Origin of the sequence: Streptomyces sp. NBC_00328, from assembly GCF_036139655.1 — a bacterium.
Taxonomy (GTDB): Bacteria; Actinomycetota; Actinomycetes; order Streptomycetales; family Streptomycetaceae; genus Streptomyces.
Window position 1 is genome coordinate 2,898,270 of sequence record NZ_CP108013.1, and the last position, 14,821, is coordinate 2,913,090.

Below are 14,821 nucleotides of genomic sequence, written 5' to 3' on the forward strand. Positions count from 1 at the left end.
GCCGGACCCGGCCGGGAGGCCGCCCCCTCAGCGGACCGAGCTGATGCGATCCGGGCCGCCCTCCAGACGGCCCTGTCGGCGCAGTTCCGAGATGTCGGCCGCCAGGCAGTCGCGGATGTCCTTGCCCGTACGGCGCCAGCCGAAGAACTCGCAGGCCTGCTTGATCAGTTCGTCCTCGGACATTCCGGGGCACTCGGCGGCCAGCTCGCACAGCACCACGTGGCGCTCGGCCGGGGCGATGTGCAGGACCTTGCGGACCGCGTCACCGTCCGCCGGACGCCGGGCGCTGACGACGACGTGGCCCTCCGTGTCGAAGAACGCTCCGTCCATGGCGATGAGCCCCGAGCGGACCAGCGTGCGCGCCACCTCCCGGACGTTGTCCCGGATGCGGCTGCCCGCCCTGGCAACGCCCCAGGCCTCGCGGGCCCGCTGCACCAACAGCTCCTCGTGGATGGGCCCTTCGACCTCGATGACCTGTGCCAGCAGCTTGCGCAGCGCGGGCCGGGCCTCCGTCGTGTGCAGTTCGTGGCCCGGCCGCACCACGACCGCGGCGGTCCGGTACGGGGTGCTCCACTCGCGTTCCGCCCCGGTGTCGACCGGCACGCGTTCGTAGACCGGCTCCGCCGGCCCCGCCGGTTCCGGCGCCGACGGGAGGTCCGCCGCAGCCGGCCGCGCTCGGGTGCCTTCCGCGGAGACACGGGGCCCGGGCAGTTCGGGCCGTTCCCCGGCGGCAGCCCCGTCCCCGGACGGCGCCCGCTCTCCGGAGGGTGCCGACGGCCGGTCCGGCACTGTCCGGGACGGGGTGAGCGGCCCCTGGGCGATCGCCTGCTCGACCGCCTCCCGCAGCCGCAGTTCCGCGGCCGCGCGACCGCGGTACCAGTCGGTGCCCCAGATGCGGTACAGACTCCAGCCGAGCCCGTTCAGGACCTGCTCACGCAGCCGGTCCCGGTCCCGGGCCGCCCTGGACGAGTGGTACATGGCACCGTCGCACTCGATGCCGAGCGCGTAGGCGCCCGGCAGTTCCGGGTGGCGCAGACCGAGGTCGATGCGGTAGCCGGCGACGCCCACCTGCGGCTGGACCTGGTAGCCCCAGTCCCGCAGAACGGCGAGGACGGACTCCTCGAACGGGCTGTCCGGCTCGGCGTCCGCCTGGACGAGGTCACGGGCGAGCACGGACGGCCCGCTCTCGGCGTACTCGAGATAGCGCTTCAGGTGCTGCACGCTCTCGTTGGGGCTGTCGGACAGGCTCGTGCCGCGGAAGGAGGAGACGACCTCCATGCGGTAACGGGCCCGGGTCACCGCCACGTTGAGGCGGCGCCAGCCACCGCCCTTGTTGATGGGGCCGAAGTTCAGCCCCAGCTTGCCGTGTTCGTCGGGACCGTAGCCCACGGACATGATCATCACGTCGCGCTCGTCGCCCTGGACGGACTCCAGGTTCTTGATGAAGAAGCCGTCGAGACGGTCCTCGGTGAAGCAGTGGTCGAGGTCGGGGCGGGTGAGCCTCGCCTGCTGCACTGCCTGGTCGATCGCCGACGCCTGGGCCTGGGAGAGCGCGACGACACCGAGGGTCCTGCCGGAGCGGGTGTCGAAGTGGTGGAGGACCCGCCGGGCGACGAAGTCCGCTTCGAGCCGGTTGTCGCGCCGCCCGCCCCTGTCGTACACGCCGTCGGCCTGGAGGAAGGCGACGCCGACGTCGTTGCCCTCGTCCAGCGCCCCGGGGAAGGTCACCATCGAGTTGCCGTAGAACTCGCGGTTGCTGAATGTGATCAGGTTCTCGTGACGGCTGCGGTAGTGCCAGGTCAGCGGCAGTTCCCGCATGGCGCCTGCCTTGCAGGCGTGCAGCAGCGACTCGAAGGAGTCCGGCACGTCCTGCGCGTACTCGTCCGAGTCGTCGTCGACCGAGGAGTCGAAGAACGAGGTCGGCGGCAGCTGCTTGTCGTCACCGGCCACGATCAGCGTGCGTCCCCGGTAGACGCAGTTGACCGCGTCGCTGGGCCGCACCTGGGAGGCCTCGTCGAAGACCACGACGTCGAAGTGGAAGTCAGGCGGCAGGAATTGACTGACTGTCAAGGGACTCATCATGAAGCACGGCTTGATCGACTGAACGACGTCACGCGTTCTGCCGAGCAGTTCCCGTACCGGCATGTGGCGGGTCTTCTTCTCCGCCTCGCGGACGATCACGGCACCCGACCCCCCGGCGAAACGGCGCGGGCGCCGCTTGTTGCAGGCCTCGATGACGGCTCCGCCCGCGGCGGCGATCAGCCGGCGGTCGGCCTCCTGGAAGTCGGTCACCCGGGCGTCGAGGTCGTCGGAGCGCGACCGGCGCAGGCGTATGTCGTCGGCGAGGATGCCGTCGGCCCAGGCACGCAGCAGCGCCTGCTCGACGACATCGGCCAACCGGCCGGGTTCGACCCCTCGCTCGGCCGCGCTCCTCACGACGTCGTCCGCACCGTGCCGGGCAAGCACGGCGAGGCCGTCGGCATAGGCGTGCCAGACCTGTGGTCCCTGTCCGTCGGCGCGCAGGACCGCGATCGACCGGTGGGCCTGGTCGAAGAGGCCCAGCAGGCTGGGCGAGAGCTGGGTCCGGCGGGCGGTGTCGAACAGGTCGAGCAAGGCGTCGACGGACCGTGTCCAGCGATCGGCCCGCGCGCCGACCACGGCGCACCAGGCGCCGAGCGAGTGCCGGACGTTCTCGGCGAGCAGCTCCGGCAGCCGGTCCCTTTCGGCGTCGCAGGCGAGCCGTTCGGCGAGCAGGTCGCGGCGGTCGGCGCCCTGGCTCAGTACGGCGATACGGTCGGCCGTGGCCAGCGCCCGGTCGAGGTCCGCGAGAGCTTCCCGGGTGCGCGGGACATACCGGTCGAGGACAGCGCCGTGTTGTTCGGTCAGCCGGGTCACCTCGGCCGCGGCGTCGCGCCAGGCCAGCGCCTGCTCCAGCCGGCCCAGCAGCGACTTGTCCCAGACGCCACCGCGCGTGAGCGCGGCCACGGCCGCGCGATCGTCCCTGTACCGGGCCGAGAACCGTCCCATCAGGCCACCGTGCCGATCGGCGAACCGGGCGACCAGTTCCGGCAGCTCGGCACAGGTGAGCACCTGCTCACCGAAGACGTCCGAGGCAGCGCCCCGAGCCGCGGCCTCGGCGTCCAGGGCCCGGCGCAGCTCCCCCGCCGCCGCGTGCGCCTGGCGCAGGACCTCGGCGTCGAACCATCCACGCGGCGGCCGGTGGCCGTCGCCCGTCAGATCGGCGAGCTCGCAGAGGGCGAACGCCGTCTCGGCGCGGTCCGCCTTCGGCAGCCCGAACAGGTCGGCAAGCTGGGCCACTTGGGTCGACACGTCGTCCGGAAGAGCTCCGTCCGCCGGCGCCACCTCCTCCGGCCGGCTCGCAGGGTCCGGGAGCCCCTCCCTCAAGGAGCGCACCACCGTACGGACTTCGCGCACCGACCGGGGTTCGTCCTGCGTCGCAGCGAAGGGACGACGGCCCGTCGCCGTCACCAGGGCGTCCAGAGCGTCCGCGGCCTCGGAGACCACCTGGTGCGGGGAGGTACCCGTCAGTCCGCGCCAGGGGAAGGCCTCCCCTTCGAGGGCCGGGCGCCAGGAGCGGCCGATCGTCCGGGAAGCGGTGGCGAGTTCCTGCAGGGCACCGGCGGTCAGGCCACGCACGACCTGGGCGTTCTCCGCGGCCGGCGTCAGCTTCGGGGTGCCGGACTGCTCCAGCAGGACCAGACGCCCGAGCACGTCGTGCAGGCTGCGCTGCAGGGGCTCACGGGTCTCGTTCATGGCGGCGGCGTACGCGGACAGCTCCTCGCGCAGTGAGCGGGCCCGCTCCAGTTCGTGCTCGGCGGCGCCGGTGACGCGGACCTGGGTGGTCAGCACCCGCGCGAGCTCGGCGGCCACCGCCTTCTTGCTCGTGTCGCCGCTGTGCAGTGCCATCACGAAGTCGCCGAGACCCACACCGCGCAGCCGGTTGCGTACGACGTCGAGCGCCGCGGCCTTCTCACTGACGAACAGCACGCTGCGCCCGGCGTGCATCAGCGCGGCGATCATGTTGGTGATGGTCTGGCTCTTGCCGGTGCCGGGCGGACCGCTCATCACGAACGACCGCTGATCGAGGGCGGCGGCGATGCACTGCCGCTGCGAGGCGTCGGCGTCGAGGACCAACGGGGTCCGCTCGGGCAGCTGGACATCGTCGATACGGTCCAGGTCCGCCGGTTCGAACGCGATCAGGTCATCGGGCAGGCCCGCGTCGGGGCCGAGGGCGACGGCCCGGACCAGCGGATGGCCGAGCACCTGCTCCTCGTTCTGCTGGAGGTCCTGGTACATGGCCTCCCGGTGCGAGGCGAACAGCCCGAGCACCACCCGCTCGTCGACCGACCAGCCCTTCAGGCCGGCCGCGGCCGACCGGGCGGCGGAGATCACGGCGGGCACGTCCGTGACATCCGTGGCGGTGACCTCGCTCCAGTCGACACCGAGCCGCTGCAGCTTCACGGCGAGCGCGGGATTGTGGATGCGGTCCTGGTCGTCGGCCAGGTGGAGGCGACAGCGGCGGTTGCCCTCCCTGCGGAGTTCGACCGGGACGAGGAGCAGCGGAGCGGCGCTGCCCTGATCGGCGTCGGCCTCACACCAGTCGAGCATGCCGACGCCGAGCCACAGGACCCACAGGCCGTAGTCGTTGTACATCTGGCCGGACTTCTGCCGAAGCTGGTACAGCGAGCTGTCCAGCGAGGCCTGGGTGGTCTTCTGTGTGACCAGCCCCGTCCGGAACCCCGGGCCGGCAGCTTCGGCCCCTTCGTCGCCCGTCCACTCGACGTCCGCCGTCTCGACGCCCGTCCCGTCGGCGCCTTCCCCCTGAGTGTCCGCGGTCTCGACGACGGAGGCGAACTCCCAGCCCTTGGCGAGACCGGAGAGCAGAACGCCGGCGGACGGCGTGACGATCTCCAGAGTCGCCGTCCGGGTGTGCCGGAAGTTCAGCAGCCGGTTGCGCCCGCCCATGTCCAGCAGGGAGTTGCGCCAGCCGTCCAGAACGGCCTTCAGCCGGTCGAGGCCGGGATCGTCGACAGTGGCGGACACGGTCCGGGACTGATCGGGCATACGGGGAATACCTCCTGAGCGCCATGCGCAGGGGTCGCCACCCTCACAGGCCCCCCTGGAGGTATCTCCCTATCAGCCCGCTCGTTCCGGCACGCTGAAGATCGTCGACAAGATATGTGATCGTTGTGAAGAAATCGAACAGATGATGTGAGGGTGTACGCGCATTCGCCCAGTTCACTTGACAGAGTGCGCTCGCGGGAAGGTCCCGGGAGGCGGGCGGACCCTTGCCGCCCGCTTCCCCTCAGTCATGCTCAACGACCGCGCAGCGTCCGGTACTTGGCGACCAGGGCCTTGGTCGACTCGTCCAGTCCCGGCACGTCGGCGCCTTCGGTGAGGGCCGGCTCGACGCGCTTGGCGAGCACCTTGCCGAGCTCGACGCCCCACTGGTCGAAGGAGTCGATGTTCCAGATCGCGCCCTGGACGAACACCTTGTGCTCGTAGAGGGCGATGAGCTGGCCCAGGACCGAGGGGGTCAGCTCGGCGGCGAGGATCGTGGTGGTGGGGTGGTTGCCCTCGAACGTCTTGTGCGGCACCAGTTCCTCGGGCACGCCCTCGGCGCGGACCTCGTCCGGGGTCTTGCCGAACGCCAGCGCCTGCGTCTGCGCGAAGAAGTTCGCCATCAGCAGGTCGTGCTGCGCGACCAGGCCCGGCAGCAGGTCGGCCACGGGCTCGGCGAAGCCGATGAAGTCGGCGGGGATCAGCTTCGTGCCCTGGTGGATCAACTGGTAGTAGGCGTGCTGGCCGTTGGTGCCGGGCGTGCCCCACACCACCGGTCCGGTCTGCCACTCCACCGGGTTGCCGTCGCGGTCCACGGACTTGCCGTTGGACTCCATGTCGAGCTGCTGGAGGTAGGCCGTGAACTTCGACAGGTAGTGCGAGTACGGCAGTACGGCGTGCGACTGCGCGTCGTGGAAGTTGCCGTACCAGATGCCCAGCAGGCCCAGCAGCAGCGGGGCGTTGGCCTCCGCGGGGGCGGTGCGGAAGTGCTCGTCGACCAGGTGGAACCCGTCGAGCATCTCGCGGAAGCGGTCCGGACCGATCGCGATCATCAGCGACAGGCCGATCGCCGAGTCGTAGGAGTACCGCCCGCCGACCCAGTCCCAGAACTCGAACATGTTCGCCGTGTCGATGCCGAAGTCCGACACCTTCTCCGCGTTCGTGGACAGCGCCACGAAGTGCTTCGCCACCGCCTCCTGACCGGCCTTCAGGCCGGTCAGGAGCCAGTCACGCGCCGAGGTGGCGTTGGTGATCGTCTCGATCGTGGTGAACGTCTTCGAGGCGATCACGAACAGCGTCTCGGCCGGGTCCAGGTCCCGCACGGCCTCGTGCAGGTCCGCGCCGTCCACGTTGGACACGAACCGCACGCTCAGCGAGCGGTCGGTGAAGGAGCGCAGCACCTCGTAGGCCATCGCCGGACCGAGGTCGGAGCCGCCGATGCCGATGTTGACGACGTTCCTGATGCGCCTGCCGGTGTGTCCGGTCCACTCGCCCGAGCGGACCCGCCCGGCGAAGTCCGCCATCTTGTCCAGGACCGCGTGCACGGCCGGCACGACGTTCTCCCCGTCGACCTCGACCACCGCGTCCCGCGGCGCCCGCAGCGCCGTGTGCAGCACCGCCCGGTCCTCGGTCACGTTGATCTTCTCGCCCCGGAACATCGCGTCCCGCAGCCCGAACACGTCCGTGGCGACGGCCAGCTCGCGCAGCAGTCGGAGCGTCTCGTCGGTGACCAGCTGCTTGGAGTAGTCGACGTGCAGATCGCCGACCTGGAGCGAGTAACCGGAGCCGCGTCCGGGGTCGGCCGCGAACAGGTCGCGCAGATGGGTGCCGGCGAGCTCCTCGCGGTGCTTGGCCAGAGCGGTCCACTCGGGTGTCTGGTTGAGCCTGGTACGGCTTTCTGCGTTCATCTCGGACTTCCGCCTTCTTTCCTGCCTGTGCTGCTGCGTACCTTGCCCCGCTGCCGGTCCCAACCTAATTGATCAGGGCTGGACACGAGCTGTCGTAGTGCGTCCACCGGCTCAACAACAGATACGTCCCGTCGGCCCGCAGGTGTCAGCGGGATGACGGCGAGAGGGATGCCGGGGGGGCCGGGACCGCAGGGAATGCCGGGCCGACACACCCGGCTTGATTTCCGGCCCGCACTGCTGCATCGGCGTGACCCGGCCACCGCTCCGCCCGTCACGGCAGGGCACGGCACGGCACGCAGAGCACCGCACCGGGACACGGCGGCTCACCACGGTACGAGGATGCGGGCGCGGTACGAGGACGTGGCGCGCGGCGGATGAGTCGGCCCCTCGCGGCGGGCGTCCTGATGATGCGACAGGGCCGTGGTGCGGGCATCCGGGCACGGCGGATCCGGCGGCGGGCCGGAACGCGGCCGCGAAGTCGCCGTGAAACGGTTCCGGCCAGACATCCATGGGACGCCCGGCCGGCTCTCAACTCTTAGATCTCGCCCCGCAGTTTGGCGAGCGCCTCGGCGAGGATCGCCTCGCCGTCCGCGTCGCTGCGCCGCTCCCGCACGTACGCGAGATGCGTCTTGTAGGGCTCGGTGCGCGGCGGGTCCGGCGGGTTGTCCCGGTCCTGTCCGGCGGGGAAGCCGCAGCGCGGGCAGTCCCAGGTGTCGGGAACCTGCGCGTCGCTGGCGAAGCTGGGCTGCGTCTCGTGCCCGTTGGAGCACCAGAAGGAGATGCGCAGCCGCGGCGCGGACTCGCCGCGCTCGGCCTCGCCCATCGGCCCCGCCCCGACCCGGCTTCCTCGGATCGCGTTGCCACTTGCCACGGTGTAACTCCCTGCGTGATGGTGCCGCGAAGCGAGTCGGCGTTTCGCTTCGTTGCGAGCGCCTCAGTCTACGTAAGGCCCAACGCACGTCCAGTGATTGGAGTTACATCCCCACCCCTAGACGCAAGCCCCATGATAGGCCGCGCTTGGAGGCGCGTACCGGACATGGGGCCTTACGTACGGAATGTGCTTGCGTGATGTGCAGTTGTGCTGTCCTGCCGATGCCGGTCGTCGATCAGTTGTTGATCTTCATCAGGACACCGAGCACGACGATGCACGCGAACCAGAGCAGACCGATCATCAGGGTGATGCGGTCGAGGTTGCGCTCGGCGACCGAGGAGCCGCCGACGGACGACTGCATGCCGCCACCGAACATGTCGGACAGGCCGCCGCCCTTTCCCTTGTGCATCAGCACCAGCAGCATCAGCAGCAGGCTGAAGACGATCAGGGCGATCGAGAACCCCAAAACCACGGCTGGACCAACTTCCTCGGAACTGGATGGACGACGGGGGCCCGGTGCAACGGCACCAGACCCCCGCAAGGGTACGACGAATCGCCGCTACCGCATACTTACTGGTCGCGGAACCGGACGATCTTGACGAACTCGTCGGCGTCCAGCGACGCGCCGCCGACCAGAGCGCCGTCGATGTCGGGCTTCGCCATGATCTCGGCGACGTTGCCGGACTTCACCGAGCCGCCGTACTGGATGCGGACCTTGTCGGCCAGCTCCTGGGAGTACAGCTCGGCGAGCTTGGTACGGATCGCGGCGCAGACCTCCTGCGCGTCGTCGGCGCCGCAGACCTTGCCGGTGCCGATGGCCCAGACGGGCTCGTACGCGATCACGACGGACTCGGCCTGCTCGGCCGGGAGGTCCTTCAGACCGCCCTCGACCTGGGCGAGGGTGTGGGAGACGTGGTTGCCCGCCTCGCGGACGTCCAGCTCCTCGCCGACGCACAGGATCGGGGTCAGGCCGTGCTTGTAGGCGGCCTTGACCTTGGCGCCCACGATCTCGTCGGTCTCGTTGTGGTACTGGCGGCGCTCGGAGTGGCCGACGGCCACGTACGTGCACTTGAGCTTGGCCAGCATCGAACCGGAGATCTCGCCGGTGTAGGCGCCGGAGTCCTGCGCGGACAGGTCCTGGGCCCCGTACTTGATCTTGAGCTTGTCGCCGTCGACCAGGGTCTGCACGGAGCGCAGGTCGGTGAAGGGCGGCAGGACGGCGACCTCGCAGGCCTCGTAGTCCTTGTCGGCCAGGGCGAAGGCGAGCTTCTGGACGTGCGCGATGGCCTCGAGGTGGTTGAGGTTCATCTTCCAGTTGCCCGCCATCAGCGGCGTGCGCGTGCTCATCTAGGTCAGTCCTCCAGTGCGGCGAGGCCGGGGAGCGTCTTGCCCTCGAGGTATTCGAGGGAGGCGCCGCCACCGGTCGAGATGTGGCCGAATGCGTTCTCGTCGAAACCGAGGGTGCGCACCGCGGCGGCGGAGTCTCCGCCGCCGACGACGGTGAAGCCCTTGGACTCGACCAGAGCCTGGGCGACCGCCTTGGTGCCCTCGGCGTAGTCGGGGTGCTCGAAGACGCCCATGGGACCGTTCCAGAACACGGTCTCGGCGTCGGCGAGCTTGGCTGCGTACAGGGCGCCGGTCTTCGGGCCGATGTCCAGGCCGAGCTGCCCCGCGGGCATCTTGTCCGCGTCGACGGCGGTGTGCTCGGTGGGCGCCTTGGCCTTCAGGTCCGGGAATCCGGGGGAGACCACGACGTCGACCGGGAGCACCAGCTCGACGCCCAGCTTCTCGGCGCGCTCCATGTACTCGGTGACGGCCGGGAGCTGGTCCTCCTGCAGCAGGGAGGTGCCGACCTCGTAGCCCTTGGCCTTGAGGAAGGTGAAGGCCATGCCGCCGCCGATCAGGATGCGGTCGGCCTTGCCGAGCAGCTGGTCGATGACGGCGAGCTTGTCGGAGACCTTGGAGCCGCCGAGCGCGACGACGTAGGGCCGCTTGACGTCCTCGGTGAGCTTCTTCAGGACGCCGACCTCGGTGGCGATGAGGTAGCCGGCGTAGTACGGAAGACGGGCCGGGAGGTCGTACACCGAGGCGTGCCCCCGGTGCACGGCGCCGAAGCCGTCGCCCACGTAGACGTCGGCCAGGGCGGCGAGCCGGTCGGCGAACTCGCCGCGCTCGGCGTCGTCCTTGGACGTCTCGCCGGCGTTGAAGCGGAGGTTCTCGATGACCGCGACCTGGCCGGGCTGCAGGCCGTTGACCGCGTCGTGAGCGGCGGGGCCGACGGTGTCCTGCGCGAACGCGACCGGCGCGCCCAGCAGTTCACCGAGTCGCTCGGCGGGCTGGAGCAGGGAGAACGCCGGGTCCGGGGCGCCCTTGGGGCGGCCCAGGTGCGAGGCGACGATGACCTTGGCGCCCGCGTCGGCCAGCGCCTTGACGGTGGGCAGGACGGCGCGGATGCGGCCGTCGTCGGTGATGAGGCCGCTCGCCAGCGGCACGTTGAGGTCGGCGCGGACGAAAACCCGCTTGCCGGCCACTCCTTCGGCGAGAAGCTCGTCGATCGTCTTCATAAAGGGACTCCTAGGGAAGGCTCTTCAGATCCGCGAGGGCTGACCGATCTGCGCTGATCGATCACTACGTGGCGCAGGGCCCGGACAGCGCGGCGTCGCGCTGCCCGAGCCCTGGCTCACATCGAGGTGCCTGCTCCGGGAATTAGAGCTGGCCGCCGACGAAGACCGTGAGGTCGACGAGGCGGTTGGAGTAGCCCCACTCGTTGTCGTACCAGCCGAGGATCTTCACCGTGTTGCCCTCCTGGACCATGGTCAGGGAGGAGTCGAAGGTGCAGGAGGCCGGGTCGCTGACGATGTCCGAGGAGACGATCGGGTCCTCGGTGTACGCCAGGAAGCCCTTGAGGTCGCCGTCCTCGGAGGCCTTCTTGAACGCGGCGTTGACCTCGTCCTTGGTGACCTCGCGCTGGAGCGTCACGACCAGGTCGGTGGCCGAGCCGGTCGGGACCGGGACGCGCATGGCGATGCCGTCCAGCTTGCCCTTGAGCTGCGGGAGGACCAGGGCGGTGGCCTTCGCGGCACCGGTCGTGGTCGGGATGATGTTCTCGGCGGCGGCGCGGGCGCGGCGCAGGTCCGAGTGCGGGAAGTCCAGGATGCGCTGGTCGTTCGTGTACGCGTGAACCGTCGTCATCAGGCCCTTGACGATGCCGAAGTTCTCGTCGAGAACCTTGGCCATCGGCGCCACACAGTTGGTGGTGCAGGAGGCGTTGGAGATGATGTTGTGGTTCGCCGGGTCGTACTGGTCCTGGTTGACACCCATCACGATGGTGATGTCCTCGTCCTTGGCCGGAGCCGAGATGAGGACCTTCTTGGCGCCGCCGGCGATGTGCTTCTCGGCGTCGGCCTTCTTCGTGAAGATGCCGGTCGACTCGATGACGATGTCGACGCCCAGCTCGCCCCACGGGATGTCCGCGGGGTTGCGCTCGGACAGGACCTTGATCGTGTGACCGTCGACGGTGATCGTGTCGGCGGTGTGCGACACCTCGGCCTTGAGGCGGCCCAGGATGGTGTCGTACTTGAGCAGGTGGGCGGTGGTCGCGGTGTCACCCAGGTCGTTGACAGCCACGATCTCGATGTCAGCACCCTGCTCCAGCAGCGCGCGGAAGTAGTTACGACCGATGCGGCCAAAGCCGTTGATGCCTACGCGGATCGTCACGAACCGATCTCCTCGTTAGGTACGCCGACTCAAGTGTCGGCGAGTTGTATGGGATGTCCCCGACCGCCTCCGACCCTACCTCCCTGAAGGCCCCGGAGTGACATCGAGCACGGCCATACACGGCAGGGTGATCCGTACCCGTCAGTAGGGTACGGATCACCCATGTCGATCATGCGATTGTCACGGACTGTCAGTTCTCCAGTGCCGAGAGCGCCTTGCCGATGAGGGCCGCGCGGTCGGCCGCGGCGGCGACGTGCTCCAGGCCGAAGCCCAGCAGCACCGTGCCGTCCGTGGTGACCGCTCCGTACGTCCTGAAGAGTTCACCGGTACGTGCCCAGTCCCGCAGGACGGCGGGGCTGCCCGCGGGCGGACCCGCGACGCTCCAGGGACCGAGGGACGCCTCGAAGCCCTCCGTGTCCACGGCGTTGCCGCCGGCCACGAGGGAGGTGTTGTCGACGAGGAGGCCGTGGCCGCCCGTGCTCGGGTCGGTGATGTAGCTGACCGACACCTCGATCGACCTTCCCGCGTACGCGCTCAGGTCGAAGGCGACCGGCTGCCAGCCGCTGGACGCCCCGGTGAGGCTGTTCCACTGTCCGCTGGACCCCGTGGCGGTGCAGCCCGCCGCGCTCACGGTCAGGTAGTGCTTGATCCAGGGGTGTTCCCGGGCGAAGAAGCCGGCCTCGCACTCGGTCGGGACGGCGGCCGAGGTGGCACCGCCCGCCTCGGGGAGCGTGGTCCAGTCGTCGGCCCCGGTCGTGTGGACCTCGACGACCGCGTGGTCATAGCCGGGCTCGGTGTCCCAGAGCATCTGGGAGCGCAGCGTCGGCTTGTCGGCGGCGGCGACCCCGGTGAGGTCGATGGTGCGGGTCAGACGCTTGTAGGCGTCGTCGGTGTGCACCGCGGCGGCCATGTAGGAGCCCTCGTACGGCCCGTACGGGTTGACGGTCCCGCTGAAGAGGCCCGCTCCCGCGGCGGAGGCGAACTGCGGGTACTGCGCCGCGGAGAGCGAGTCCGAGGTGACGCCGTAGGTGCCCGCCGCGTTCAGCGGGTTGCCGGGCGCGTCGCCCAGCGTTCCGGTGGCGCCGTCGAGCTCGCCGGAGCCGCTGAAGCCCTTGGCTCCGGGCGTGGACGTGCGCGAGTAGGCGCCCAGGTAGTACTGGCTGAAGTCGTTCGAGAGGGTGCCGCCGCCGAGGTCGACGCTGCCGCCGGCCAGCTCGCCCGCCTCGACCAGCTTGCCGCCCTCGTTGAGGTAGGCCCGCAGCTGGAGCTGGGTGGCGTTGCCGGGCCGCAGGGCGCCGGTGTAGTGGACGACGGTCCCGAAGTGGTCGAGGACGCCGAGCGCGTCCGGGGCGCCCTGGGTGGCGACGTCCCAGACCAGGGCCTTCTTTCCGGCGGCCTTCAGCGCGTCGACGTAGGTCTGGGCCTGCGTGGCGGCCGCGCCCTCCTCGGCGACCACGAGCACGTCGGCCCTTGGCCGCTCGGCCACGGTGTAGGTGAAGCGGGTGCTGGAGGTCGGCTTCCCGCTCCGGGTCTCGCCGGTGAACCAGACCTCGACCTTGTCGCCGGGGGCGCCGTCCTCGATCCTGGCGCGGTACTCGTCGAAGTAGAGGTTGTCCCTGCCGCCGTAGCTCTCCCCGCCCCGCCAGGGCCTGAGCGCCGCCTCGTGGGTACGGCCGCCGTCGACGCGGTACTTGAGCTTCTTGTCGCGTACGGACTTGCGGACGACGACGGAGACCTCCTGGTCGGCGCCGCGGGAGTACGACGTCGTGAAGGCGGCCGGGGTGAAGTCGGGCGCGTCGAGGCCCACCGAGGAGGACGGCCGGTCGGGGTGGGCCGCGGTCTCGGCGACGGAGAGCGCGAACGGGACGTTCTTCTCGAACTCCTGCTCGATCAACTTCTCGTCGTCCGGGAAGGTGAAGACCGAGGCGCAGTCGGCCGCGTTCCAGGCGTCGTCCGGGTCGAGGTCCGAGACGGTCTGGCAGGTCGACATCTCGGGGGTGAACATCGCCGTGCCGTTGACGTTGCCCGCGTGGCCGTCGGCCTCACCGTTGGTGGTGTAGAGCTCCGAGGAGACCTGCGGGTGGTAGCCCGGGATCGCGGAGTTCTCGGGGGTTCCGGCGAGCGACTTGTAGAGCACGTCGTCCGGCGTCGGCGTCGCCACCTGCCAGCCCACTCCGTAGAGCAGCAGTTCGGCTGCGGAGTGGTAGTTGATCCCGTACGTGAAGCCGACGCGCTTCTCGAAGGTGTCGAGCGCCTTGGTCTCGGGCTCGGACGCGGGACTCGCGCCGCGGTAGGTCTCGCTGGTGGGGTTGGGTGACGAACCCTCGTCGTCGTAGCCCCACTTGTAGGCGAAGTTGCGGTTGAGGTCGACACCGTCACCCGTGGCGATGACGCCGTCTCCGTTCACGTCCCGCAGGTTCTTGCGCCACTGGCGGGTGTCGGCGTCCTTGAAGGTGTAGTCGTAGCCGTCGGGGTTGGCCGACAGGACGAACCACAGTTCGGTGGAGTCGACGATCTTCTTGACGCGCTTGTCCGTGGAGTAGTTGTCCAGGTAGTAGTGCATCAGCCGCCGCGTCATCTCGGGCGTGATCCACTCGCGCGCGTGCTGGTTGGACATGTAGAGCACCGACGGCTTGGAGCCGTCCTTGGTCTTCCGCGCGCCCTTGGTCAGTTTGACCGCGAGGATGTCCTGGCCGTTCAGGGTCTTTCCGATGGAGACGACCTTGGTCAGGCCGGGGTTGGCCTGACCCGTCCGGATGATCTCCTCCTGGAGGTTGCCCTTCCCGCTGTACGGGCGGAACACCCCCTGGGCGGCGTCCGCGACCCGGTTCTCCGCCTTGGCGGAGAGCGTGTGCTCGGTGAGGTCGACGCCCTGCTTCTCCAGCTTCCTGGCCTGCCGGTCGGTGACGTAGACCTCGACCGTGCTCCTGCCGTTCTTCCAGGTCGTGTCGCCGAGCTCGTGACTGTCCTGGCCGGCCGCGAGCAGCAGGGGTACCTGCTGCTTCGTGACCTCCGCGCGGAACACCTTCACGGCGTTCGCGTCGGGCTCGGGTGAACTGCCGTCCTGCGCCCGGGCGACCGGCGCCACGGCCGCACCGCCCAGCAGGAGCGCGCCGGTAGCGAGGATCGCGCTCGCTCTTCGTCTCATGAGTCCCCCTTGCACTGGTCCGCCACAGCAGCGAACGGATGCCAGGCTCATGACACTTCATGGTCAAGTCAAGGGTGCCTCGCGGGACGACGAAGC

At 69.8% G+C, this 14,821-nt stretch carries 8 protein-coding genes; all 8 read right to left on the bottom strand.

Annotation, left to right across the window (positions count from 1 at the left end; translation table 11 throughout):
• Positions 1–27 precede the first annotated feature (27 nt).
• The gene (locus OG485_RS12735; RefSeq protein WP_328668450.1) at positions 28–5,085 is read right to left on the bottom strand and encodes a DUF3320 domain-containing protein; all 5,058 of its coding nucleotides are present in this window, start codon (positions 5,083–5,085) and stop codon (positions 28–30) included.
• A gap of 251 nt (positions 5,086–5,336) precedes the next feature.
• Positions 5,337–6,989, bottom strand: coding sequence for a glucose-6-phosphate isomerase (pgi, locus tag OG485_RS12740; protein ID WP_328668451.1), 1,653 nt, complete (start codon positions 6,987–6,989; stop codon positions 5,337–5,339).
• A gap of 535 nt (positions 6,990–7,524) precedes the next feature.
• The gene (locus OG485_RS12745) at positions 7,525–7,812 is read right to left on the bottom strand and encodes an RNA polymerase-binding protein RbpA (RefSeq protein WP_004002138.1); all 288 of its coding nucleotides are present in this window, start codon (positions 7,810–7,812) and stop codon (positions 7,525–7,527) included.
• 283 nt (positions 7,813–8,095) lie between these two features.
• Complete coding sequence (secG, locus tag OG485_RS12750; protein ID WP_261703385.1) at positions 8,096–8,332, bottom strand: preprotein translocase subunit SecG; 237 nt, start codon at positions 8,330–8,332, stop codon at positions 8,096–8,098.
• A 98-nt stretch (positions 8,333–8,430) separates the two neighbouring features.
• Positions 8,431–9,207, bottom strand: coding sequence for a triose-phosphate isomerase (gene tpiA / locus OG485_RS12755; protein WP_328668452.1), 777 nt, complete (start codon positions 9,205–9,207; stop codon positions 8,431–8,433).
• A gap of 5 nt (positions 9,208–9,212) precedes the next feature.
• On the bottom strand, positions 9,213–10,424 hold the full coding sequence (locus OG485_RS12760; protein ID WP_328668453.1) for a phosphoglycerate kinase: 1,212 nt from the start codon (positions 10,422–10,424) through the stop codon (positions 9,213–9,215).
• 142 nt (positions 10,425–10,566) lie between these two features.
• Positions 10,567–11,577, bottom strand: coding sequence for a type I glyceraldehyde-3-phosphate dehydrogenase (gene gap, locus OG485_RS12765; RefSeq protein WP_328668454.1), 1,011 nt, complete (start codon positions 11,575–11,577; stop codon positions 10,567–10,569).
• Positions 11,578–11,767: 190 nt separating this feature from the next.
• Positions 11,768–14,725: a M14 family metallopeptidase gene (locus tag OG485_RS12770; protein ID WP_328668455.1), complete on the bottom strand. Its 2,958-nt coding sequence runs from the start codon at positions 14,723–14,725 to the stop codon at positions 11,768–11,770.
• Positions 14,726–14,821 lie beyond the last annotated feature (96 nt).

What these genes read in the sequence shown, in the direction of transcription:
- pgi (WP_328668451.1), bottom strand. Translation starts at nt 6,989, where the DNA reads ATGAACGCAGAAAGCCGTACCAGGCTCAACCAGACACCCGAGTGGACC.
- OG485_RS12770 (WP_328668455.1), bottom strand. Translation starts at nt 14,725, where the DNA reads ATGAGACGAAGAGCGAGCGCGATCCTCGCTACCGGCGCGCTCCTGCTG.
- OG485_RS12745 (WP_004002138.1), bottom strand. Translation starts at nt 7,812, where the DNA reads ATGGGCGAGGCCGAGCGCGGCGAGTCCGCGCCGCGGCTGCGCATCTCC.
- OG485_RS12760 (WP_328668453.1), bottom strand. Translation starts at nt 10,424, where the DNA reads ATGAAGACGATCGACGAGCTTCTCGCCGAAGGAGTGGCCGGCAAGCGG.
- tpiA (WP_328668452.1), bottom strand. Translation starts at nt 9,207, where the DNA reads ATGAGCACGCGCACGCCGCTGATGGCGGGCAACTGGAAGATGAACCTC.
- OG485_RS12735 (WP_328668450.1), bottom strand. Translation starts at nt 5,085, where the DNA reads ATGCCCGATCAGTCCCGGACCGTGTCCGCCACTGTCGACGATCCCGGC.